The 22,225-nt window shown below is 70.7% G+C and carries 25 protein-coding genes; 12 read left to right on the plus strand and 13 right to left on the minus strand.

The window, feature by feature from the left end; all coding sequences use genetic code 11:
• Positions 1 to 241: 241 nt before the first annotated feature.
• The 4 genes from recA to HNR67_RS14450 all read left to right on the plus strand — a co-directional run bounded on the left by recA (position 242) and on the right by HNR67_RS14450 (position 3,311).
• Positions 242 to 1,291, plus strand: coding sequence for a recombinase RecA (gene recA, locus HNR67_RS14435; RefSeq protein ID WP_185002529.1), 1,050 nt, complete (start codon positions 242 to 244; stop codon positions 1,289 to 1,291).
• 2 nt (positions 1,292 to 1,293) lie between these two features.
• Positions 1,294 to 1,839: a regulatory protein RecX gene (locus HNR67_RS14440; RefSeq protein WP_312987252.1), complete on the plus strand. Its 546-nt coding sequence runs from the start codon at positions 1,294 to 1,296 to the stop codon at positions 1,837 to 1,839.
• 469 nt (positions 1,840 to 2,308) lie between these two features.
• Entirely contained in the window at positions 2,309 to 2,692 is a 384-nt protein-coding gene (locus HNR67_RS14445; RefSeq protein WP_312987253.1) for an MmcQ/YjbR family DNA-binding protein, read from the plus strand.
• Between the two features lie 43 nt (positions 2,693 to 2,735).
• A complete protein-coding gene (locus tag HNR67_RS14450; RefSeq protein ID WP_185002530.1) occupies positions 2,736 to 3,311 on the plus strand; it encodes a TetR/AcrR family transcriptional regulator in 576 nt (191 codons plus the stop codon).
• A gap of 4 nt (positions 3,312 to 3,315) precedes the next feature.
• On the opposite strand, the gene HNR67_RS14455 is transcribed toward HNR67_RS14450, so the two are convergent.
• Both HNR67_RS14455 and HNR67_RS14460 read right to left on the minus strand, forming a co-directional pair.
• Positions 3,316 to 4,080: an APH(3') family aminoglycoside O-phosphotransferase gene (locus tag HNR67_RS14455; protein ID WP_185010644.1), complete on the minus strand. Its 765-nt coding sequence runs from the start codon at positions 4,078 to 4,080 to the stop codon at positions 3,316 to 3,318.
• 1 nt (position 4,081) lies between these two features.
• Positions 4,082 to 4,492 carry a PPOX class F420-dependent oxidoreductase gene (locus tag HNR67_RS14460; RefSeq protein ID WP_185002531.1) on the minus strand — a complete coding sequence of 137 codons (411 nt, stop codon included), beginning with the start codon at positions 4,490 to 4,492 and terminating at the stop codon, positions 4,082 to 4,084.
• Positions 4,493 to 4,530: 38 nt separating this feature from the next.
• On the opposite strand from HNR67_RS14460, the gene HNR67_RS14465 reads away from it, so the two are divergent.
• Both HNR67_RS14465 and HNR67_RS14470 read left to right on the plus strand, forming a co-directional pair.
• Positions 4,531 to 5,346, plus strand: coding sequence for an amidohydrolase family protein (locus tag HNR67_RS14465; protein ID WP_185002532.1), 816 nt, complete (start codon positions 4,531 to 4,533; stop codon positions 5,344 to 5,346).
• Positions 5,347 to 5,450: 104 nt separating this feature from the next.
• Positions 5,451 to 6,122, plus strand: coding sequence for an HAD family hydrolase (locus tag HNR67_RS14470; protein ID WP_185002533.1), 672 nt, complete (start codon positions 5,451 to 5,453; stop codon positions 6,120 to 6,122).
• 19 nt (positions 6,123 to 6,141) lie between these two features.
• Here HNR67_RS14470 and HNR67_RS14475 read toward each other — a convergent pair whose 3' ends face one another.
• The 5 genes from HNR67_RS14475 to HNR67_RS14495 all read right to left on the minus strand — a co-directional run bounded on the left by HNR67_RS14475 (position 6,142) and on the right by HNR67_RS14495 (position 9,175).
• The gene (locus tag HNR67_RS14475) at positions 6,142 to 6,660 is read right to left on the minus strand and encodes a hypothetical protein (protein ID WP_185002534.1); all 519 of its coding nucleotides are present in this window, start codon (positions 6,658 to 6,660) and stop codon (positions 6,142 to 6,144) included.
• 41 nt (positions 6,661 to 6,701) lie between these two features.
• Entirely contained in the window at positions 6,702 to 7,226 is a 525-nt protein-coding gene (locus HNR67_RS14480; RefSeq protein WP_185002535.1) for a hypothetical protein, read from the minus strand.
• Positions 7,227 to 7,345: 119 nt separating this feature from the next.
• On the minus strand, positions 7,346 to 7,798 hold the full coding sequence (locus HNR67_RS14485; RefSeq protein WP_185002536.1) for a hypothetical protein: 453 nt from the start codon (positions 7,796 to 7,798) through the stop codon (positions 7,346 to 7,348).
• A gap of 112 nt (positions 7,799 to 7,910) precedes the next feature.
• On the minus strand, positions 7,911 to 8,501 hold the full coding sequence (locus tag HNR67_RS14490) for a TetR/AcrR family transcriptional regulator (RefSeq protein WP_185002537.1): 591 nt from the start codon (positions 8,499 to 8,501) through the stop codon (positions 7,911 to 7,913).
• A gap of 17 nt (positions 8,502 to 8,518) precedes the next feature.
• Positions 8,519 to 9,175: a TetR/AcrR family transcriptional regulator gene (locus tag HNR67_RS14495; RefSeq protein ID WP_221489895.1), complete on the minus strand. Its 657-nt coding sequence runs from the start codon at positions 9,173 to 9,175 to the stop codon at positions 8,519 to 8,521.
• 93 nt (positions 9,176 to 9,268) lie between these two features.
• Here HNR67_RS14495 and HNR67_RS14500 point away from each other — a divergent pair, with 93 nt between their 5' ends.
• Together HNR67_RS14500 and HNR67_RS14505 are read left to right on the plus strand one after the other, a co-directional pair.
• Positions 9,269 to 9,973 (plus strand): NAD(P)-dependent oxidoreductase, encoded by a 705-nt coding sequence (locus tag HNR67_RS14500; protein ID WP_185002538.1) that lies wholly within the window; start codon positions 9,269 to 9,271, stop codon positions 9,971 to 9,973.
• A 49-nt stretch (positions 9,974 to 10,022) separates the two neighbouring features.
• Positions 10,023 to 11,549: a flavin-containing monooxygenase gene (locus HNR67_RS14505; protein ID WP_185002539.1), complete on the plus strand. Its 1,527-nt coding sequence runs from the start codon at positions 10,023 to 10,025 to the stop codon at positions 11,547 to 11,549.
• Here HNR67_RS14505 and HNR67_RS14510 read toward each other — a convergent pair.
• The 4 genes from HNR67_RS14510 to edd all read right to left on the minus strand — a co-directional run bounded on the left by HNR67_RS14510 (position 11,518) and on the right by edd (position 16,743).
• Entirely contained in the window at positions 11,518 to 12,288 is a 771-nt protein-coding gene (locus HNR67_RS14510; protein ID WP_185002540.1) for a helix-turn-helix domain-containing protein, read from the minus strand. The genes HNR67_RS14505 and HNR67_RS14510 overlap by 32 nt on opposite strands.
• A gap of 341 nt (positions 12,289 to 12,629) precedes the next feature.
• Positions 12,630 to 14,138, minus strand: coding sequence for an AbfB domain-containing protein (locus tag HNR67_RS14515; protein ID WP_185002541.1), 1,509 nt, complete (start codon positions 14,136 to 14,138; stop codon positions 12,630 to 12,632).
• Between the two features lie 125 nt (positions 14,139 to 14,263).
• Positions 14,264 to 14,887: a bifunctional 4-hydroxy-2-oxoglutarate aldolase/2-dehydro-3-deoxy-phosphogluconate aldolase gene (eda, locus tag HNR67_RS14520; RefSeq protein WP_185002542.1), complete on the minus strand. Its 624-nt coding sequence runs from the start codon at positions 14,885 to 14,887 to the stop codon at positions 14,264 to 14,266.
• Positions 14,884 to 16,743 carry a phosphogluconate dehydratase gene (edd, locus tag HNR67_RS14525; protein ID WP_185002543.1) on the minus strand — a complete coding sequence of 620 codons (1,860 nt, stop codon included), beginning with the start codon at positions 16,741 to 16,743 and terminating at the stop codon, positions 14,884 to 14,886. The genes eda and edd overlap by 4 nt, the downstream gene beginning before the upstream one ends.
• 260 nt (positions 16,744 to 17,003) lie before the next feature.
• Here edd and HNR67_RS14530 point away from each other — a divergent pair, with 260 nt between their 5' ends.
• The 4 genes from HNR67_RS14530 to HNR67_RS14545 all read left to right on the plus strand — a co-directional run bounded on the left by HNR67_RS14530 (position 17,004) and on the right by HNR67_RS14545 (position 20,844).
• Complete coding sequence (locus HNR67_RS14530; RefSeq protein ID WP_185002544.1) at positions 17,004 to 17,282, plus strand: hypothetical protein; 279 nt, start codon at positions 17,004 to 17,006, stop codon at positions 17,280 to 17,282.
• Positions 17,283 to 17,363: 81 nt separating this feature from the next.
• Complete coding sequence (locus HNR67_RS14535; RefSeq protein WP_185002545.1) at positions 17,364 to 18,164, plus strand: hypothetical protein; 801 nt, start codon at positions 17,364 to 17,366, stop codon at positions 18,162 to 18,164.
• Positions 18,165 to 18,185: 21 nt separating this feature from the next.
• Entirely contained in the window at positions 18,186 to 20,099 is a 1,914-nt protein-coding gene (locus HNR67_RS14540) for a fumarate reductase/succinate dehydrogenase flavoprotein subunit (RefSeq protein WP_185002546.1), read from the plus strand.
• Position 20,100: 1 nt separating this feature from the next.
• Positions 20,101 to 20,844, plus strand: a complete 744-nt coding sequence (locus HNR67_RS14545) for a succinate dehydrogenase/fumarate reductase iron-sulfur subunit (RefSeq protein WP_185002547.1) — start codon at positions 20,101 to 20,103, stop codon at positions 20,842 to 20,844.
• Positions 20,845 to 20,896: 52 nt separating this feature from the next.
• Here HNR67_RS14545 and HNR67_RS14550 read toward each other — a convergent pair whose 3' ends face one another.
• Both HNR67_RS14550 and HNR67_RS14555 read right to left on the minus strand, forming a co-directional pair.
• Positions 20,897 to 21,295, minus strand: a complete 399-nt coding sequence (locus HNR67_RS14550) for a hypothetical protein (RefSeq protein WP_185002548.1) — start codon at positions 21,293 to 21,295, stop codon at positions 20,897 to 20,899.
• 76 nt (positions 21,296 to 21,371) lie between these two features.
• Positions 21,372 to 22,220, minus strand: coding sequence for a transporter substrate-binding domain-containing protein (locus HNR67_RS14555; protein WP_185002549.1), 849 nt, complete (start codon positions 22,218 to 22,220; stop codon positions 21,372 to 21,374).
• Positions 22,221 to 22,225 lie beyond the last annotated feature (5 nt).

Raw genomic sequence — 22,225 nt, forward strand, 5'->3', positions numbered from 1 at the left:
CTGTCCTTCACCTGGGGCCATCCCTCAAGCGGCGCCGCTCGCACGCCGAAACCTCTCGGGGCGCGGCACCGTAGCAGAGGGCGTGTCGGTTGCGGGATCGAACACCTGTTCGGTTACCCTGTTGTCCACATCGGGCCGGTTATCCACAGACGGCAAGTGCCTCCCGGCGGATTGTCGGTCCTGCCCGCTAGCGTGAGCGCGACCCCCAGAGACCAGCCCGGAACAGAAGGCGGACACCGCGATGCCACCCGCAGCACCCGACAGAGACAAGGCCCTCGAACTGGCGCTGGCCCAGATCGACAAGCAGTTCGGCAAGGGCTCGGTGATGCGCCTCGGCGAGGAGGGGCGCCCGCCGATCGAGGTCATCCCGACCGGGTCCATCGCGCTGGACGTGGCCCTGGGCATCGGCGGCCTGCCGCGTGGCCGGGTCGTGGAGATCTACGGTCCGGAGTCCTCCGGTAAGACCACGGTCGCCCTGCACGCGGTGGCCAACGCGCAGAAGAACGGCGGCATCGCCGCCTTCATCGACGCCGAGCACGCGCTCGACCCCGACTACGCCAAGGCGCTCGGGGTGGACACCGACGCGCTGCTGGTCTCCCAGCCGGACACCGGTGAGCAGGCCCTGGAGATCGCGGACATGCTGATCCGCTCCGGCGCGCTGGACGTGCTGGTGATCGACTCGGTGGCCGCACTGGTGCCCCGCGCCGAGATCGAGGGCGAGATGGGCGACAGCCACGTGGGTCTGCAGGCCCGGCTGATGAGCCAGGCGCTGCGGAAGATCACCGGTGCCCTGCACAACTCCGGCACCACCGCGATCTTCATCAACCAGCTCCGGGAGAAGGTCGGCGTCATGTTCGGCAGCCCGGAGACCACCACCGGTGGCAAGGCGCTGAAGTTCTACGCCTCGGTGCGCCTGGACGTGCGCCGGATCGAGACGCTCAAGGACAGCGGCGACGCGGTCGGCAACCGGACCAGGGTCAAGGTGGTCAAGAACAAGGTCGCGCCGCCGTTCAAGCAGGCCGAGTTCGACATCATCTACGGCACCGGGATCAGCCGCGAGGGTTCGCTGATCGACGTCGGCGTCGAGCAGGGCATCGTCCGCAAGTCCGGTGCCTGGTACACCTACGAGGGCGATCAGCTGGGCCAGGGCAAGGAGAACGCCCGCAAGTTCATGCGGGAGAACCCGGACGTGGCCAACGAGATCGAGAAGCGGATCAAGGAGAAGATGGGCATCGGCGCCAAGCTGGACGCCGACGACAGCGCGCCCGCGCCTGCCCCGGTCGACTTCTGATCGTGGCCTTCGGACAGCGCAGGTCGGAGCAGCCGCAACCGCAGGACCCAGTGGCGCACGCCAGGGACATCTGCCTGCGGCTGCTCACCGCCCGCCCCCGCACCAAGTCGGAACTGGCGCAGAGCCTGACCCGCAAGGGGGTGGACCCGGCGGTCGCCGAGAGCGTGCTGGCCCGCCTGGACGAGGTGGGCTTGATCGACGACGCCGCCTTCGCCGAGGTCTGGGTCCGATCCCGGCACGCCTACCAGGGCATGGCCAAGCGGGCGTTGAGCGTGGAGCTGCGCCGCAAGGGCGTCGCCGACGAGGTGGCGGCCGAAGCGGTGGCCGCCGTGGACCCCGCCGCCGAGGAGGAACGCGCCAGGGAACTGGTGCGCAAACGCCTCCGCGGCGGCAGCCTCCAGTCCGCCGACGAACAAACCCGCATCCGCCGCCTGGTCGGCATGCTGGCCCGCAAGGGCTACTCCGAGGGCCTGGCCTTCCGCGTGGTCCGCGAAGAACTCCGCGAAGCCAACCTGGACGCCGACCTCCTGGACAACCCCCCGGACTGACCAAACCCAACCAACCGCCCACGGACGCCGCACCTCGGCACTCCGGCAGCCCCGGCACCCGGCCACGCCATCCCAGGCATCGCCGGTCCGCCGGGCTCCTCCGGTCGACCGGCCTCGCCAGTCCCGCCGGCCAGTCCCGCCGACCCACCCGGCCCAGCGGCGTCGCCGGATCTGCCCGGCTGCTGGCAGCCCCGGCTTGCCGGAAACACCCGGCGCGCTGACACTGTGGCGCGCTGACACTGTCAATTCGCCGGAGTCCTCCGGTCTGCTGGCGGCACTGGCCGGTCGAACCCGCCCGGCCCGCTGGCTTCGCCGGAGCTGCCTGGCCGACCGGCTCCGCCGGAGCCACTCACACCACCGGCCCCACCGGCCCCACCGGCCCCACTCGCGCCACCGGACTCGCCGGAACTGCCCGCAGCACCGGCCCCACCGGAACCGCCCGCCCCGCTCGCGCCACCGGAGTCGCCCCGTGCCGCTGCCGCCGCAAGACCCGCCGGACCCGCTCGCCGCCCTGCGTGCGCTCTGCCTAGCCCTCCCCGACACCACCGAACGCCTCAGCCACGGCGAGCCCACCTGGTTCATCCGCGGCAAGAAAACCTTCGTCACCTACGCCAACAACCATCACGACACCCGCCTCGCCTTCTGGTGCGCGGCCCCGCCCGGCGCCCAGGAAGCCCTCATCGCCGAGGACTCCGAGCGCTACTTCCGGCCGCCCTACGTCGGGCACCGGGGCTGGCTTGGTGTCTACCTGGATGTCCCCGGACTCGACTGGGCCGAGGTCGCCGAAATCGTCGAGGACGCCTTCCGGGCGGTGGCTCCCAAGACCCTGCTCGCCCGCCTGGACGATCTCTGACCACCGAGTACTATGCTTGTAGTGGTTGATGGGGGAGGTGCGGGTGGTTCAGAACCTGGCTCGGCGGGCGGCGTTGGTGGATGCGGCGATCGAGGTGCTGGCCCGGGAGGGCGCCAGGGGGTTGACGTTCCGGGCGGTGGATGTGGCGGCGGGGGTGCCCAAGGGGACCGCGTCGAACTACTTCGCCAATCGGGATGATCTGCTGCACCAGGTTGGTGGGCAGGTGCATCTTCGGCTGGCGCCGGATCCGGAGATGTTGGTCGACACCATGCGGGCACCACGTTCGCGGGAGCTGGTCGACACGTTGATGCACCAGCTGCTGGACCGGATGAACCGGGATCCGGCCGGGTACCTGGCGTTGCAGGAACTGCGGTTGGAGGCGACGCGGCGGCCGGAGTTGCGGGCGGCGATGACCGAGACGATGCAGGCCAACTTCGACTCCTACGTGCAGTTCCATGTGGACAGTGGGCTGCCGGGTGGGGCCAAGACGGTGGCGTTGCTGTACCTGGCGATGACCGGGCTGGTGGTCGAGCACCTGACGCTGCCCGAGGCGATGCGGCCGTTCGCGGCCGCCGACCTGGTCTCGGCGCTGGTGGCGCGGATCGTGCCGGTGGAGTGACGGGTCAGTAGAACTCGTCCAGCAGGCGGTGGAAGCGGATCAGGGTGGGGTCCGGTTCGGGGTGGCCGTAGCGGGACAGGAAGCGGGCCGGGTCCAGGCCGGCGCGGGTCAGGCTCCTGGTGGCCAGGGCCAGATCCAGGTGGCGGTCGGCGCGGCCGAGGCGGCCCAGGTCCAGCACGCCGGTGACGGCCAGGGAGTCCGGGTCCAGCAGGACGTTCGGGGTGCACAGGTCGCCGTGGCACACCACGGGGTCCTCGGTGGCCGGGTGGGTGCGGTCGAGTTCGGCGAGCAGGTCCGTGGTGGACCAGCCCGCGTATTCGGGGGCCAGGTGGGTCAGGTCGATCAGGTCCGCCGCGGCGGCGGCCTTGGCCAGTGGCACGGTGACGGCCAGGGTGCGGTCGAACGGGCAGTCGGCCACCGGCAGGGCGTGCAGGGCGCGGGTCAGGCCGGCCAGGGCATCCACGACGCCGTCAGCCTGGTGGGCAGGCCAGGGATCGCTGATAGGGCGGCCGGGCAGGGCGGTGGTGACCAGCCAGGAGAAGCCGTCGCGGTCGCCGTGTTCGACCACCTCCGGGGCGGGGAAACCCTGGGCGGCCAGCCAGGTGCAGCGGGCGGCCTCGGCGCTGGGGGCGGCGGCCGGGTCGGGGTGCGGTGGGGTGAGGGCGATCTTGAGGTAGTGCCGCGCGGTCCGCCAGACCCGTGCGCCGGACTCGCCAACGGTGACCGGGGCCCAGTCCCGGCCGTAGCGGGCGCCGAGTTCGGTGATCAGGTCAGCCACTGCGGTCCGGGCCGGCCCTGGTCAGCTCGACGCGGATGAGCACCCGGCGCTCGGACTCCATCGCGGCCCGGTACTCCGCCCAGTCCGGGTGCTCGCCGGTGACGCGGCGGTAGTAGTCCTCCAGGCCGGGCATGGCCTCGGGCAACTCCAGGACGGTGGCCGTGCCCTCGATCTGGATCCACCGGCCGAAGAAGGCATCCGGCAGCACGCACAGCCAGCTCCGCGGATCGCGGCGCAGGTTCTTCACCTTGAACGCGGTGGTGCGACTGCTGATCAGGATCGCGCCGTCCTCGGCCACCCCGGCCAGCACCGGCGACATCTGCGGGTTGCCGTCGGCGCGGGTGGTGGCCAGCACCGCGCGTGGTTGTTCCCGGACGATGCGGCGTGCCTCGGCGAGATCCATGGCCCCATCATGCCCAGCGCCGCCCTATCGTGCCCGGCATGGACATCGTCGACGTCTGGGCCCAGCAACCCACCGAGCGCTTCATGGCCGCGCCCTGGCTGGACACCCTGCTGCGCTGGACCGGCATCTCCCGGCAGACACCCACCGTCGAGCAGAACCTGGCCGCCATGGACGAGGCCGGGGTGTCGCTGGCGCTGCTCGCGGGCTGGCACGGCCCCACCGGTTCGCTGATCTCCAACGACGAGGTGGCCGCGGTGGTCGCCGCGCACCCGGACCGCTTCCGCGGTGTGGCAACGGTGGACCTGGCCGATCCGATGGGCGCGGTGCGCGAGATCCGGCGCTGTGTCGGCCAATTGGGCTTCGCCGGGGTGCGGGTGGTGCCGTGGTTGTGGAACCTGCCGCCGAATGACCGGCGCTACTACCCGGTCTACGTGGCCTGCGTGGAGCTGGGCGTGCCGTTCTGCACCCAGATCGGGCACACCGGGCCGCTGTGCCCGTCCGAACCGGGGCGGCCGATCCCGTACCTGGACGAGGTGCTGCTCGACTTCCCGGAGCTGACCGTGATCGGCGGGCACGTCGGCTACCCGTGGATCCACGAGGTGCTCTCGCTGGCCACCAAGTACCCCAACTTCTACGTGGACACCTCGGCCTACGTGCTGCACCGGCTGCCGGCGGAACTGGTGGACTTCCTGCGTGGGCGGGGCCGCGACCGGGTGATGTTCGGCACGAACTGGCCGATGCTCAGCGCGAGCCGGGCACTGGCCAGGATCGACGAGCTGGGGCTGGACGAGCAGGCGCGGCAACTGTTCCTGGGCGGCAACGCGCGCCGGGTGTTCCGGCTGGCGGCCGACTGAGCGGCAGGGCAGGCGGGGTGGGCCGGGCGGCACTGGCGGGCTGGTCAGCTCGGCGGCCGGATAATCGGGCGGGCGTTGTCGGTCCGGCGGCTTAGTATCCGGCCGTGACGACACGGGACCGCACACTCCGCGCCACACACGTTGTCTGGGACTGGAACGGGACCCTGCTGGATGACAACCATGCGGTGCTCGACTCGGTGAACCAGGTCTGCGCCGGTTTCGGCAGGCCCTCGATCACCATGGACGCCTGGCGGGACACCTTCTCCCGGCCGCTGGTCGACTGCTACTCGCGGCTGCTGGACCGCCAGTTGACCGCCGAGGACTGGATCCGGCTGGACAAGACCTACCACGAGGCATACCGCTCGGTGCTGGACACCTGCGCGCTGGCCACCGGGGTGCCGGTGGCGCTGCACGACTGGGCCGCGACCGGCGGCACCCAGTCCCTGCTCTCCATGTGGTTCCACCACGAACTCGTCCCGCTGGTCACCGAGTTCGGGCTGCTGGACCTCTTCGCCAGGGTGGACGGGCTGCGGGTGGACACCGGGGGTGGCTCCAAGGCCGGGCACCTGGTGGCGCACCTGGCCGCGCAGGGACTCGATCCGGCCGAGGTGGTGCTGATCGGTGACGTGGTCGACGACTCCGATGCCGCCGAAGCGGCCGGCGCCTCCTGCGTGCTGGTCACCACGGGTGTGATGAACCGGCGCAAGCTGGAGGTCACCGGCCGCCCGGTGGTCGACTCGATCCCGGAGGCGCTGGCCCTGCTCCGGCGCTCCTAGGCCGAGCCGCGGTTCTCGCTCAGGCCCCGCAGGCGGCGTCGCGGTTGCTGTGCAGCCCGAAGGTGTAAGCGACGTCGTGCTCGTCCAGCACGAAGTGGTACTTCGCGTTGGTATTGCCCGGGACCGGGGTCTTGTGCAGGTAGGGCTGGTCCGGGTCCTGGGTGAGCTGCGGGTAGACCACCTTGACGTCCTTGATGTGCATGTTCGGCCAGGCGCCCTCGCGGGTGAGCATCCGCGAGGTGGCGCCGATCGAGTTCAGCTTCCGGTTCTCGTCGAAGAGCACGCCGCTGTAGGCGGGCATGCTCCCCTCACTGCTGACGAACCGGTAGCTGACGCAGCTCCCGATCTGCTCCTGTTCGGTGAGCAGACCGGTGGCCAGGGCATCGGCCTCCGACATGCCCAGCTTCAGGCTCTTGTACCCGTCCGGGCCGAGGTAGGGCAGTCCGGCGGGTGCGGCCGAGGCGGTGGCGCCGCCCAGGACCGAGACCGCCGCGGCCAGCGCCAGCACCGGCGCGAACTTGCCGACTAGCTTGTTCATTGTGTTGTCCCCCAACGTTTTTCGCGGCTTCCAGTACCCGGTCAGGCCCCGCAGCCGGGGTCTTCGTTGTTCTGCAGCGAGAACTCGGTCGCGATGTTCTGGTTGTTGTTGACCGTGAAGGTGTAGTTCGCGCGGCTGTTGCCGGGCACCGGGGTCCGGTACAGGTAGGACTGCTGCGGGTCCTGGGCGAGCTTCGGGTAGACCGCCTTGACGTCGTTGAGGTGCATGTTCCGCCAGACTCCCTCGCGGGTGAGCATCCGTGAGGTCGCGTCGATGGAGTGGACCTTGCCGTTCAGACCGATGGTCACGTCGCCGTACTCGGATCCGGTGCCCTCGCTGGGCCGGAAGCGGTAGGTGAAGCAGCTGCCCATCGACTGCTTGTCGGTGAGCAGGCCGGTGGCCACCGCCTGCGCCTCGGTCATGTCCAGCTTGAGGTTCTTGTAGCCGGTCGGGCCGAGGAAGGGCAGTGCGGACGGGGCCGCGGCCGAGGCGGTGGTCCCGCCCAGCAGCAGGACCGCCGCACCGGCGGCCAGAACCGGGGCAAGCTTGTACGCCAGAGCACTCATGTTGTTTTCCCCCAACGGGTTGATGATGATTCCGGCGCTCTCCCGCGCCGAATCCACCCTCAAGACGTCCCGCCCTCCCCGCGGGTTGCGTCCGGTCCGGGAAGTTTCTTTCCAGACCGCTACAGCTCGCTGGCCTGCAGCCCGAAATCGGTGATCCGGCCGCCGTCCACGGTGAACCAGTAGTGCGCGCGCGGGTTGCCGGGCGCGGCCGCGCGGTAGATCCAGTCGCAGAGCCGGTCCCGGCGCAGCACCGGGTAGGCATCACGCAGGTCGGCGAGTTCGCTGCCACGCCAGATGCCCTGCGGGGTCAGCATCTTCGAGGTGCCGCCGATCATGACCACGCCGTTGGTCGGGGAGATGAACACGCCGCTGGTCTTGGGCTGGCTGCCCTCGCCGGTGGCGAAACGGTAGAAGCGGCACACGCCGCTGGTGTCGTCGGTGCTGAGCAGTCCGGTGTCGAGCGCGTCCGCCTCGCTCATCCCGAGCCGCAACGCGCGATAGCCGTGCGCGTGCAGAAGTCGCAACTGAGCGAGGTCCGTGTGTGCTGTGACGGACTCCGCGAGATTGGTCATGGTCCACCCCCGGGGCAGGAAACGCAGCGCTGACACTTGTGACACGCATGGGCCGCGCGGGTGGTTGCCGATCTTCCGGACTTTTTTCTTGCTTCCCTCGAACGGGTGGTGCTCAGTCGCGCTGGAGCAGGGCGCGGATGGTGTCGGTGAGCACCGAGGCCGGCAGCGTGGGGTCCAGCGCGCGCTGCATGCCCAGGCCGATGCCCAGGCTGAGCAGGGCGGGCGCGAGCACCTCCGCGGACAGGGCGGGCCGCAGGCCGAGTTCGGCGCTCTGCTGCTCGATCAGCGCGGCGATGGCCCGGTGCAGGCCGCGGGCCCGCCTGGCCAGCTGCCCGCCCAGTTCCGGATCGCGCCGGGCCTGCACCGCGAACTCCACCTCCAGCAGCGTCCAGCCGGTGTCGCCGAGCATGCGCTGGGCCCAGGCGTCGAAGGCGGCCAGCCGCTGCTCGCTGTCCGCGCTGGACTGGAAGGCGGCCACGATCTGCGTCGCCTCGGCCAGGTGCAGCGCGTCCAGCACCGCCAGGCACAGCTCGTCCTTGTTGCGGAAGTTCGAGTACACCGCACCCTTGGAGAACCCGGCCGCCTCGGCGACCTTCTCCAGCGAGGTGGCGTGGTAGCCGTCGCGCAGGAACAGCTCCCGCGCGGTGTCGATCAGCAGCTCCCGGGTGCGGGCCTGGCTTTCGGCGCGGCTCAGTCGGGGCACCCGGACAGCCTAAGCCGCTATGCCTGGTCGGGGTGCAGGGCGTCGAGGATCAGGGCCAGGCCGAAGCGGAACTCCTCGGCGTAGTCATAGCCCCGGCCGGTGTGCTCGGCGACGAGTTCGGCCAGGTGCGGGTAGGCCTGATTGGGCAGTTCGCGCAAGATGCCCGCGGAGACCTCGGCGAACTCTTCCGGGCCGGTGAAGGGCAGGCTCTGCTCCTGCAGCACGAAGCCGTACAGGTAGCTGTCGATGGCGGAGACGGCGTGCGCGGCCATCGCGACGGAGAACCCGGCCGCGCGCAGCGTGCCCAGCACGGCGTCGTGGTGGCGCAGGGTGGCCGGGCCGGGGCTGGTGCGGGAGTCCAGCAGGCCGACCGCCCAGGGGTGGCGGCGCAGCACCGCGCGGGCCGAGTCCGCCCGTTCGCGCATGGCCTGCCGCCAGTGCCCGCCCGGCGCCGGGAGTTCGATCTCGGCGAAGACCGCGTCGATCATCCCGCCGAGCATGTCCTCCCGGCCCGCCACGTGGTTGTACAGCGACATCGCCTCCACGCCCAGCGTGGCCGCGATCGCCCGCATGGTGACCCCGGCCGTGCCCTTCGCATCGGCCAGCGCCATCGCCGCGGTGACCACCCGCTCCCGGCTCAGCGGCGTCCGCGCCGGTTTCCGGCCCACGCCCATGGCGCTCCCTTCGAGGTCGCTTGACGGACTTACGCTGTAAGCCTACCGTGACTTACAACGTAAGTTCGGCCGGACGTGAGTGGGAGCGGGGACATGAGCACTGGTGGGATGCGCAGGGTGTGCGTCATCGGCGCCTCGGGCAAGCTCGGGCAGTACCTGGTCCGGCACGCGCTGGACCGCGGCCATGAGGTGGTCGGGGTGTGCCGGGAGCGCAGTGTCGGCAAGCTGGCCGGGCTCGCCGACCGGATCACCGTGGTGCCGGGGGACACCAACGATCCGGCGGTGATCAAGCGTGCGGTGGCCGGGTGCGAGGGCGTGCTGACCGTGCTGGCGCCCTGGGGTGTGCGGCAGTACTCCTCGGGCACGGCGCAGGCGGTGCTCGACCACGCCGAACCCGGCGCGCGGCTGGTCTTCTCCTGCGGCTGGCACGTGGCCAGGGACGGCGCCGACCAGTACACCTGGCGGTTCCGGGCCACCGTCCGGCTGGTCACCTGGCTGGCCAGGCTGGTGCGCGCGGTGGAGATCGACGACCAGGTCGAGGCGGGCAGGCGGATCTTCGCCAGCGACCGGCGGTGGACCCTGGTCCGGGGCAGCGACCTGGAGGAGGGCGAGAGCCAGGGGCTGCCGGTGTGGCGCCGGCACGTCGGCGACCCGGCGCTGGCCAGCAATCTGACCCGGCGGGTGGACTTCGCCTTGTTCATGGTGGCCGCGCTGACCGACGACACGCTCGTCCAGGAGGCCCCGGCGATCGTCGGGCGGCTCGCGCCCAGCGCGCTGGCGCACGCCACCGCGGCGTAAATACTGCTAGTCTCCGGAAACCGTCGGTATCCGGAACGGGGTGTCGCTGATGACGAACCGGCTGACCAGGGATTTCCCGGTGCTCGTGGTGGGCGCCGGGGCGTCGGGGATCGGTGCGGCGGTCAAGCTGCGCGGGATGGGTGTCACCGACTTCGTGGTGCTGGAGAAGGCGGCGGAGCTGGGCGGCACCTGGCGGGACAACACCTACCCCGGCTGCGCCTGCGACGTGCCCTCGGCGCTGTACTCCTACTCCTTCGCGCCCAACCCGGAGTGGACCCGCGCCTTCGCCACCCAGCCGGAGATCAGGGACTACCTGGAGCACATCGCGCACCGCTACCGGGTGACCGGTCACCTGCGGTTCGGCGTGGAGGTGCTGGCCGCGCGCTGGGACGGCGAGCGGTGGGTGCTGGAGACCACCGACGGGCGCTACACCGCGCGGGTGCTCATCGCCGGGGCCGGGCCCTGGCACGAACCCAGGGTGCCCGACATCCCCGGCCTGGCCGACTTTCCAGGCGAGACCTTCCACTCGGCGCGCTGGAACCACGACTACGACCTGGCAGGCAAGCGGGTCGCGGTGGTGGGCACCGGGGCCTCGGCCGTGCAGTTCGTGCCCAAGATCGCGCCGGAGGTGGCCGAGCTGCACCTGTTCCAGCGCACCGCGCAGTGGGTGCTGCCCAAACCGGACCACTACGTGCCGCGGCTGGAACGCTGGCTGCTGCGCAACTTCCCGCGCACCCAGCGGGCGTTGCGGGCGGCCGAGTACGCCGGGCTGGAGGCGCTGGGCGTGGGTTTCCGGCATCCCTGGGTGCTGCGGCTGGTGCAGCAGGTCGGGCGGCTGCACCTGCGGGCCACGGTGCCGGAGCCGCGGTTGCGGGCCGCGCTGACCCCGGACTACACGTTGGGCTGCAAGCGATTGCTGCTGTCCAACAGCTACTACCAGGCACTCACCCGGCCCAACGTCGAGGTCCGGCCGACCGAGCTGAGCCGGATCGAGGGCAGTGTGGTGATCGGTGCGGACGGCGTGCGCACCGAGGTGGACGCGATCATCTTCGGCACCGGCTTCCACATCACCGACATGCCGGTGGCCGACCGGGTCTTCGACGGCAGGGGCCGCAGCCTGGCCCAGGTCTGGCGGGGCAGCCCGGAGGCGTACCTCGGCACCTCGGTGGCCGGGTTCCCGAACCTGTTCCTGTTGCTGGGCCCCAATCTGGGCACCGGGCACTCCTCGGCGTTCGCGATCATCGAGGCGCAGCTCACGCACGTGATGGCCGCGGTGCGGTTGCTGGCCGAGCGGGACTGGCCCGCGCTGTCGGTGCGGCCGGAGGCGCAGCAGCGGTTCAACGCGGCCGCGCAGCAGGCCCTGGCGCGCACGGTGTACAACGCGGGCGGCTGTGCGAGTTACTACCTGGATGCCAACGGGCGCAACAGTTTCTCCTGGCCGTGGTCGACCGGGGAGCTGACCCGCAGGGTGGGTGCGTTCGACCAGGCGGACTACCTGGTGGTGGCGCGGACGGCCGCAGGCTCGGGGAAGGAGCCGGGGCCGGTCAGCTCAGCGCGTGCGCCAGATCCGCGATGAGTTCGCGGGACCTGTTGCGGGACAGCGAGATCCCGTCCAGATCGGTCAGGATGCGGCGGTAGGTGGCCAGGTCGGCCGGGGATTCCAGGTACAGGTCCTGGGTTTCCTGGGGCAGGTGCACGACCGGGCGGTCATCGCCGTAGTGCAGCAGGGAGAACGGGCCGCCCAGGCCGGGGCAGGCGCCTGCGGACAGTGGCACCACCCGGATCTCCAGGTGCTTCCAGTTGCTCAGGAAGACCAGGTGCAGCAGCTGTTCGGGCAGCACCGAGGGCGTGCCGACGGTGCGGTGCAGCGCGGATTCGTCCAGGTGGAACAGGGCGGTCGGCGGGTAGGCCCTGCGCAGCGGGGATGGTCGTTCCGGGAGGCGGCCCAGTGCCCTGGCGTAGTCGTCGGTGCGCAGCAGCGGCGGGATCAGCACCGGGGCGAAGGACTGGATCGAACTGGCCTGGTTCTCCTGCGAGGTGCGCGGGCGGGGGCAGGCCCAGACGCCGTCCGGGGCGTCGCGCAACAGGTCGAGCAGGCGGGTGGTCTCGGTGTCGCTGGCGCCGTAGAAGCCGAGCACGTAGGCCACGTCGGCGACGGTGGTGCCGCGGTCGCCGGTTTCCAGGCGGGAGATCTTGCTGTGCGACCAGCCGGTGCGGCGGGCGAGGTCCATGCCGGTGTACCCGGCCTGTTCGCGCTTGCGGCGTAGTTCGGCGCCGAGGGCGCGGGAGCGGATGGTGGGGGGTTGGGTGGGCATGGGGGTGAATGTATTGGGGGGTGGGGTGTGGGGGGTGGGGTGGAGCGGGGGAATCGCTGAAAGGTGTGGGGGTGTGCCGGGGTGGCACAGCGGGGGAGGCGCGGGCTGGTCACTGCGCGTGCCGGGGGGTGCGTGGTGTTGCCGGGTGGGGCGGGGATTGTGTTGCGGGGCAAGGGGATGCGCTGGCGGGCAGGTGACCCGGGTGGGTGAAGTGTGGGGTGGGATGGGGTGGCGGGAACCTTTTTGGTGGCGCCTTGGGTGGGGTGGGAGTTGTTGTGGGGTAAGGGAATGGGGCCGGGTGGCGCACCGGGGGAGTGGCCCCCGGTGCGCGCCGGTTCAGGTCAGCTCACCCACGGTTCGGTGACGCGCCAGGTGGTGTCCTCGGCGAAGAGGTGCGGGTTGTCGAAGGGGAAGCGGTTGCTGGTGTCGGCCAGGTAGAGGCCGCCGTGGCTGTGCCGCAGGAAGCGGCCGGGCAGGTTGACCGACTCGAAGGAGACGTCCGCGCCGGTGCGGCCGGTGCGGGCGCAGAAGGTGGCGTCCCTGCCGAACAGCTCGCTGTTGTCGTTGCCCGCCAGGCTGATCCGGAAGTCACTGTGCCGCAGGAAGCTGCCCCGGAAGTTCACCGACTCGATCGAGTAGCAGTCCGGGTCGGCCAGGCCGGGCACCAGCATCCAGGTGGCGTCCTGCCGGTCGAGTTCGCCGGTGATCGGGCTGATCGAGGCGAAACCGTTGGCGTGCCGCAGGAACGGCGAGCCGGACAGGCCGGGGGAGACGGCCTGGAAGGACTGGCGCAGCAGCGGCGCGCGGTCCTGGGCGAGGAAGGCGGCCCGCTCGCCGGGACCCGCGTCCAGGGCCCGCTGGCCGGCCCGGACCAGCACCGGGTTGACGCCGGTGTTCCGCGCGTGGGTGATCATTTCCAGGATCCGGCGCTGGTTGGCCTGGTCCTGCTTGACGGCGGCCTCGGCGAGGTCCTTGGCGTGCGCCTGGTGGATGCCGGTGAAGACGTAGTGCCGCAGCACCACCGGGTCCTTGGTCTCCACCGCTGCCCAGGCGTCGCCGGAGACGTGGGTGTGCTGCCCGGCGCGCTGGGCGATCTCCAGCACGAAGTCGATGTCCGGCATGCCCAGCAGGACCTCGGTGACCGGCACGTTGATCACTGCCAATGCCTTGGTCCTGGCCTCGCGGACGCGCAGCCGCTCCTTCTCGGCCTCCTCCTTCTCCTTGGCCTCGCGGGCGATCCGCTCGTCCGCGGCCTGCTTGGCCGCGACGATGCCGGTGGTCAGGAACTCCTGCACCTGCGCCTCGGTGCCCCGGTAGGCCACCACCGCGGCGTCCCTGACCTCGGTCAGCTCCTTCGCGCACAGCTCCCAGAGCCGGAAGACGAAGTTCTTCCGGTCCACCAGCAGCATGGGCTCGGTGGGCGTCACGCCGATCACGGCCGCGGCCTTGATCCGCAGTGCCCGCTCAGCCTGGCGCGCGGCCTCGGCGGCCAGGTCCTGCTCGTGCGCCTGGTGGATGCCGGTGTTGACGAACTCCGCCAGCGCCTCTGGCGTGTTGGTCTCGTAGGCGAGCCGGGCCGCGTCCCGGACCTTGGCCGCCTTCTCGTTGTCGGCCGCGCGGCGCCACAGCTCGAAGACGAAGTTGCGGTCGTTGAAGACCAGCAGGCGGCTGAACTCGCTCTCCGCGAAGCCGACGAGCCTGGCGGCCTTGATCTTGGCCTCGTTGCTGATGACGTTCTGCTGTGCGGCGGGCACGGGCGGTGCCGCGGCCAGCGCGGTGCCCGAGGTCAGTGCCGCCAGAACGGTGGTCGCGGCGAACGCGCGCGCGACAAAGGACATGGGTTTGGCCATGCGATTACCCCCCAGGTGATCGATTCACCGGAAGCCTCGCATGGCGGGCAGGACGGGTCAACCCGTTGTGTCGCAGGCGATCCGGCCCCGGCCCCGGAGCGGATCCAGGGCCGGGACGGGATGGCTCAGGCCAGTGCGGCCGCCTCGGCGGCCAGCTTCTCCACCACGGCCCAGTCCCCGGCGGCCAGCGCGGCCTTGGGGGTCAGCCAGGAGCCGCCGACGCAGGAGACGTTGGGCAGCGCCAGGTAACCGCGGGCGCTGGTGACGGTGATGCCGCCGGTCGGGCAGAACCGCAGGTGCGGCAACGGTCCGGAGAGCGCCTTGAGGAAGGTGGTGCCGCCGGACTGTTCGGCCGGGAAGAACTTCAGCGTGTCGTGCCCGCGTTCGGCCAGCGTCAGCGCCTCGGAGATGGTGGCCGCACCGGGCAGGAACGGCACCCCCGAGTCCTCCAGCGCGGAGAGCAGGCTGGGCGTGGTGCCGGGGGTGACCAGGAACCGGCTGCCCGCCTTGACCGAGGCGGTCGCCTGCTCGGCGGTGATCACCGTGCCCGCGCCGACGAGGATCTCCGGCACCTCGGCCGCGATCCGCTCGATCGAGGGCAGCCCGGCCGCGGTGCGCAGGGTCACCTCGATGACGCCGATCCCGCCCTTGGCCAGCGCCCGCGCCAGCGGCACTGCGTGCTCGACCTCGTCGATGACGACGACCGGGATGACGGGGGAGACGGCGAGAAGCTCCCGTGCGGTGGTCACTGAACTACCTCCATCGGCAGGCCCGGGTTGGCGGGCAGGGGGAAAACACTGGCGCCCTGGCTGGCCGGGCCGACCGCGGTGCGCAACGCGCCGAACAGCTCCCGGCCCACGCCGACCCACTCCTCGTCGGCGGGCGGGCCGTCCACGATCGCGCGGGCGGCCAGTTCGGCGTCGGGCACCAGCACCTCCAGGATCCCCGCCTCGGCGTCGAGGCGGATCATGTCGCCGTCGCGCACCCTGGCCAGCATGCCGCCGACCGCGGCCTCCGGGGTGAGCTGGATGGCTGCCGGGATCTTGCCGGAGGCGCCGGACATCCGCCCGTCGGTGACCAGCGCGACCCGGTGCCCTCGGTCCATCAGCACCCCCAGCAGCGGGGTCAGCCCGTGCAGTTCGGGCATGCCGTTGGCGCGCGGGCCCTGGTTGCGGACCACCACCACGACATCGCCGTCCACCTCGCCCGCGGCGAAGGCGGCGCTGACCGCGTGCTGGTCGGTGAACACCCGCGCAGGCGCGTGCACCACCCGGTGCTCGGGGGCCACCGCGGACACCTTGATCACCGAGGTGCCCAGGTTGCCGTGCAGCACCCGCAGCCCGCCGTCGCCGGCGAAGGGCTCGCGCACCGAGGTCAGCACCTCGGGGGCCTGGCTGCGCTTGGGCGCGTCCCGCCAGGTCAGCTCGCCGCCGGCCATGGTCGGCTCCTGCCGGTAGCGGTGCAGGCCGGGACCGGCCACGGTGCGCACGTCGGCGTGCAGCAGTCCCGCGTCCAGCAGTTCGCCGACCAGGTAGGGCACGCCACCGGCGGCGTGGAAGTGGTTGATGTCCGCGCTGCCGTTGGGGTAGATCCGGGCCAGCAGCGGCACCACCCTGGACAGGTCGCTGAAGTCGTCCCAGGTGAGCTGGATGCCAGCGGCCGCGGCGATGGCGGGCAGGTGCAGGGTGTGGTTGGTGGATCCGCCGGTGGCCAGCAGCGCGACCACGCCGTTGACCACGCTGCGCTCGTCGACCACCTCGCCGATCGGGGTGTACTCGCCGCGCCCGTGCGCCAGTTCGACCACCCGGCGGGCGGCGTGCTCGGTCAGCGCCTGGCGCAGGCCGGTGTCCGGCGGCACGAAGCTCGAACCCGGCAGGTGCAGGCCCATCACCTCGACCACCAGCTGGTTGGAGTTGGCGGTGCCGTAGAAGGTGCAGGTGCCCGGCGAGTGGTAGGAGGCCTCCTCGGCCTCCAGCAGGTCGGCGCGGGTGGCCTTGCCCTCGGCGAAGAGCTGCCGCACCCTGGCCTTCTCCTTGTTGGGCAGGCCGGAGGCCATCGGACCGGCCGGGATGAGCAGGGTCGGCAGGTGCCCGAAGGCCAGCGCGCCGATCAGCAGGCCGGGCACGATCTTGTCGCAGACGCCGAGCAGCAGCGCGCCGTCGAACATCTCGTGGGAGAGCGCGACGCCGGTGGCCATCGCGATCACCTCCCGGCTGAACAGGGACAACTCCATGCCGCCGCGCCCCTGGGTGATGCCGTCGCACATGGCGGGCACGCCGCCGGCGAACTGGGCCACCCCGCCCGCGGTGCGCACCGCGGCCTTGATGATCTCCGGGTAGTCGGCGAAGGGCTTGTGCGCGGAGAGCATGTCGTTGTAGCTGGACACGATCGCGACGCCGGGTGCCCGGTTGGCGCGCAGCAGGGCCCGGTCCGGGCCCGTGATGCCGGCGAATCCGTGCGCCAGGTTGCTGCACCCCAGGCCACCGCGGGCCGGTCCCTCACCTGCCGCGATGGCGAGTCGGCGCAGGTAGGCCGTTCGGGAGCGCGCACTGCGGGCGGCTATCCGGTCGGTCACATCCGCGATGACGGAATGAAGCTGGCTCATGCCTTGGCTCCTCGTCGGTCCTGGGCCACCTGGGTGACCTCGCGGAGACGACTTTGGCGCCGCGTAGCTGGCAGTCAGTACGGCTCACACGTTAGGCGTAACTCCCCGGTAACAGCAAAACCGATACAGAAGCGTGAAGCAGCCGAGTTTCGCCCGGATGAGACCACTGGATGAAACCTGGCGTGTGGGCCTTGTCACAAGGTCCAGTTTGCGGGCAGAGTCTGCGGCACCACCACGACGCGTCGAGGGAGGTGTTCGGTATGCCGGACACGGAACTGGCCGCTCTGCAGCGAGCGATCGGCGATCTCCGCCAGAGTCTGACCCAGCTGCGGCTGCGCTATGGCGACACCACCGCGGTACGGCGGATCGCCAACGATGTCGACCGGCTCGACATCGATGCCGCCGAACTGTCCGCCCTGCCGGTCCCGCGCACCGCGGGCCAACGGGAGATGGTCGTCGTCTCCGACACCCCGTACGACCCCGACCTGTGGCGCGGGGCCGATGACGAGGGCGTAGGCGGCTACCGGGCCCAGGCATAGGCAGGGCAACCCCGTTTCGGTCGAGACGGAGCACCACCCGCTGACTCGCAACGACGCGGACACCAGCGAACAAGGGACACCATGACGGTTTCCGACAACGCCGCCGGTCGGGCGCGCATCGACGCACGCACGTTGCGCACCGACCGGTGGTGGCTTTCTCCCCTGCTGACCTTCGCCGGACTGGCCACGTTCATCGTCTACGGGCTCGTCCGCACGTTCATGAACAGCGCGTACTGGGTGCCCCAGTACCAGTACCTGGCGCCGTTCTACTCGCCGTGCCTCTCCGAAGCCTGTGTCGAGGGCTCCGCGCACTTCGGCCGCTGGTTCCCCGATCTCGGGTTCCTGATCACGCCGCCGCTGTTCGTGCTGCCGTTCGTGCTCGGCTTCCGGCTGACCTGCTACTACTACCGCAAGGCCTACTACCGGGCGTTCTGGTTCTCGCCCCCGGCCTGCGCGGTCGCCGAGCCGCACGCGAAGTACACCGGCGAGACCCGGTTCCCGCTGATCGTGCAGAACATCCACCGCTACTTCTTCTACGCGGCCATCCCGATCGCGGGCATCCTCACCTGGGACGCGCTGATCGCCTTCACCGGCAAGGACGGCGGCTTCGGTATCGGCCTGGGCAGCCTGATCCTGCTCACCAACGTGGTGCTGATCTGGTGCTACACGATCTCCTGCCACTCCTGCCGGCACATCATCGGCGGGCGGCTCACCCACTTCTCCAAGCACCCGGTGCGGTACTGGCTGTGGGGCAAGGTGTCCAAGCTCAACGGCAGGCATATGCAGCTCGCCTGGGCCTCTCTGGCCTCGGTGGGGCTGGCTGACCTGTACGTGTCGCTGGTCGCGAGCGGTGTGCTCACCGACCTGCGCCTCTTCAACTGACATTAGGGAATCTGACACAGCATGAGCGAAGTCGAACGGCACAGCTACGACGTCGTGGTGATCGGTGCCGGCGGCGCTGGCCTGCGCGCGGCGATCGAGGCCAGGGAACACGGCATGCGGGTGGCGATCGTGTGCAAGTCCCTGTTCGGCAAGGCGCACACGGTGATGGCCGAGGGCGGCATCGCCGCGGCCATGGGCAACGTCAACTCCGGGGACAACTGGAAGGTGCACTTCCGGGACACCATGCGCGGCGGCAAGTTCCTGAACAACTGGCGGATGGCCGAGCTGCACGCCCAGGAGGCGCCGCAGCGGGTGTGGGAGCTGGAGACCTACGGGGCGCTGTTCGACCGGACCAAGGACGGCCGGATCAGCCAGCGCAACTTCGGCGGGCACGAGTACCCGCGGCTGGCCCACGTCGGCGACCGCACCGGACTGGAACTGATCCGCACCCTGCAACAGAAGATCGTGTCCCTGCAGCAGGAGGACTTCGCCGAGTCCGGTGACTACGAGGCCCGGCTGAAGGTCTTCGCCGAGTGCACGGTCACCGAACTGCTCAAGGACGGCGACAAGGTCTCCGGCGCGTTCGGCTACTGGCGTGAGTCCGGCCGGTTCGTGCTCTTCGAGACGCCCGCGGTGGTGCTGGCCACCGGCGGCATCGGCAAGTCCTTCAAGGTGACCTCCAACTCCTGGGAGTACACCGGGGACGGGCACGCGCTGGCCATGCGCGCGGGCGCGGCGCTGATCAACATGGAGTTCGTGCAGTTCCACCCGACCGGCATGGTCTGGCCGCCGAGTGTGAAGGGCATCCTGGTCACCGAGTCGGTGCGCGGGGACGGCGGGGTGCTGCGCAACTCCGAGGGCAAGCGGTTCATGTTCGACTACGTGCCAGAGGTCTTCAAGGACAAGTACGCCAAGACCGAGGCCGAGGGCGACCGCTGGTACACCGACCCGGACAACAACCTGCGCCCACCGGAGCTGCTGCCAAGGGACGAGGTGGCCAGGGCGATCAACTCCGAGGTCAAGGCCGGTAGGGGATCGCCGCACGGCGGGGTGTTCCTGGACGTCTCCAGCCGGCTGCCCGCCGAGGAGATCATCCGGCGGCTGCCCTCGATGCACCACCAGTTCAAGGAACTGGCCGATGTGGACATCACCGCGGAGCCGATGGAGGTCGGCCCGACCTGTCACTACGTGATGGGCGGGGTGCAGGTGGACCCGGACAGCGGCCAGTCCAGGGTGCCGGGCCTGTTCGCCGCCGGCGAGGTATCCGGCGGCATGCACGGCTCGAACCGCCTTGGCGGCAACTCGCTGTCGGACCTGCTGGTCTTCGGCAAGCGCGCCGGGGCCGGGGCGGCGTCCTATGTGGAGGGTCTGGGGGCAGCGCGGCCCGCCGTGCTCCAGTCCGATGTGGACAGTGCGGCGGAGGCGGCGCTGACGCCGTTCACCGCGGCCGCGGTCGACGGCCCGGTGGAGAACCCGTACACGCTGCACACCGAACTCCAGCAGGTGATGAACGACCTGGTCGGCATCATCCGCAAGGGCGAGGAGATGGAGCTGGCGCTGAAGAAGCTCGACGACCTGCGGCGCCGCGCGGCGCACGCCGGGGTCGAGGGCCACCGGCAGTTCAACCCCGGCTGGCACCTGGCGCTGGACCTGGCCAACATGCTGCTGGTCAGCGAATGCGTGGCCAGGGCGGCGCTGGAACGCACCGAGAGCCGTGGCGGGCACACCAGGGACGACTTCCCGGTGATGGACTCCGACTGGCGGCACACCACCCTGGTGTGCACGGTGGACGGCCCCGGCGTGGCAGTGGCCAGGGAGACGCCGTCGGACATGCGGGATGACCTGCTGGCGCTCTTCGAGATCGGCGAGCTGCGCAAGTACTACACCGAGGCCGAGCTGACCGGGCATCCGGGCGGCCAGGAAGAGCGGGGCTGAGATGAGCTACCAGGCGCACTTCCGGGTCTGGCGTGGAGACAGCGCGGGCGGCGGTCTCACCGATTTCACCGTGGAGGTCAACGAGGGCGAGGTGGTGCTCGACATCATCCACCGCCTGCAGGCCACCCAGGCCCCCGACCTCGCGGTCCGCTGGAACTGCAAGGCCGGCAAGTGCGGTTCCTGCTCCGCGGAGATCAACGGCAAACCGCGGCTGCTGTGCATGACCCGGATGTCCACCTTCACCGAGGCCGAGACGGTCACGGTGACCCCGATGCGCACCTTCCCGGTGGTGCGGGACCTGGTGTGCGACGTGTCGTTCAACTACACCAAGGCCCGCGAGGTGCCCGCGTTCAAGCCGCCGGAGGGCGTGGCCGCCGGCGACTACCGGATGCAGCAGGTGGACGTGGAGCGCTCGCAGGAGTTCCGCAAGTGCATCGAGTGCTTCCTGTGCCAGAACACCTGCCACGTGGTGCGTGACCACGAGGAGAACAAGGAGTCCTTCTCCGGGCCGCGGTTCCTGATGCGCATCGCCGAACTGGAGATGCACCCGCTGGACGCGGCCGACCGGCACCAGGACGCGCAGAGCAAGCACGGGCTCGGGCTGTGCAACATCACCAAGTGCTGCACCGAGGTCTGCCCCGAGCACATCAAGATCACCGACAACGCGCTGATCCCGCTGAAGGAGCGGGTGGCCGACCGGCGCTACGACCCGCTGCTCAAGCTGTTCCGCAAGCGCAAGGACTGACCATGGGCGGAGGAACTCACGCGCGTAGGGCCGTGAGTTCCTCCGTTCGCCACTAACGTTTGCGGGCCTGGGTGTGCGGCCCGATGACGGTGATGGTGCCCTTGCCGGGCGGTGTCGCCTCGGTGGCGGCCAGCTTGGTCAGCTCGGCCAGGCTGATCCGGACCCCGGTCAGGCTCAGCGCGAGGCTGGCGTGCAGGGCGTCGCGGAGGTTGTCGTCGGTGATGGACTCGATGGCGGTCAGACCCTCGCGGAAGCAGGCCTGCCGTTGGCGGTCGGCGCGGCGCAGGAAGACCAGGCCGAGCGCGACCGCGCCCAGACCGGCCAGGGCGGTGGCGCCCGCGCCGATCAGGCGGGCCGGGTCGCCGAGGTAGAGCGCCAGGGCGACCGCGATGGTGGCGAAGCCGATGAGCAGGCTGACCTGGCCCAGCGGGGTGTACCGGTCGGGACGCATGTCTCCAGGGTCGCCCCTGGTGAGCCCGTTGTTAACCCGGATCACCGCTGGTGATGAGTTCGAGAGCCGACCGTGACTACTTCACGCTCGGCGGCGTGGGCGCGGGGGCGCCGAAGCTCTCCTGGTACAGCTTCGCCCAGGACCCGTCGCCGATCGCCTTGCCCAGGATCTCGACCAGTTTGGCGCGCAGCGCGCGGTCGCGGGCCGGGATGCCGATGAAGTAGCCCTCGGTGCTCAGCGACCTGCCGAGCACGGTGAAGGCGCCGTTCTCCGCGGCGGCGTAGCCACGCAGCACCAGATCGTCGCCGGAGAAGGCGGCCACCGCACCCGAGCGCAGCGCGGACACGCAGGCATCGCCGTTGCGCTCCTCGACCAGGTTCGTGCTGACCGTGCGGGCCTTCTCCGCCGCGCCGGAGTCGGCCACCACGCACACCGGCTGACCAGGCGCGACCGCGGTGGTGCCCTTGCGGGTCAACAGGTCCTGGTGCACCGGCAGGTACGGGCCGACCAGCCCGATCTGCGGCTGCTTGCTGGTCTTGATGCCACCGAAGGCCAGGTCCACATCGCCACTCTCCAAAGTGGACAGCCGGGTGGCCGCGGTGGTGCTGCGGAAGCGCACCGAGTCCTTGGGCAGCCCGAACCCGGTGGCGATCAGATCGGCCAGCCGGATGTCGAACCCGCTGTGCTTGCCGCCGTCCTGGTGGTACCGGCTCACCCCGGGCAGGTTGTCCGCCACCCCGACCACCATCCGCCCGCGGGCCTTGATCTTGTCGATGGTGGGGGAGCCGCTGGCCTGCTCGGAGGTCGGTGGCAGCGAGACGGTGGTGCCGGTGCCGCCGGGGGTGCTGGTCGGGGCGGGGTCCGCGCCGGCGCAGGCGGTCAGGACGAGGAGACCGGTCAGGGCCACGAGGGCGATCCGCTGCACCGGCC

It is taken from the genome of Crossiella cryophila, assembly GCF_014204915.1.
Classification (GTDB): domain Bacteria; phylum Actinomycetota; class Actinomycetes; order Mycobacteriales; family Pseudonocardiaceae; genus Crossiella; species Crossiella cryophila.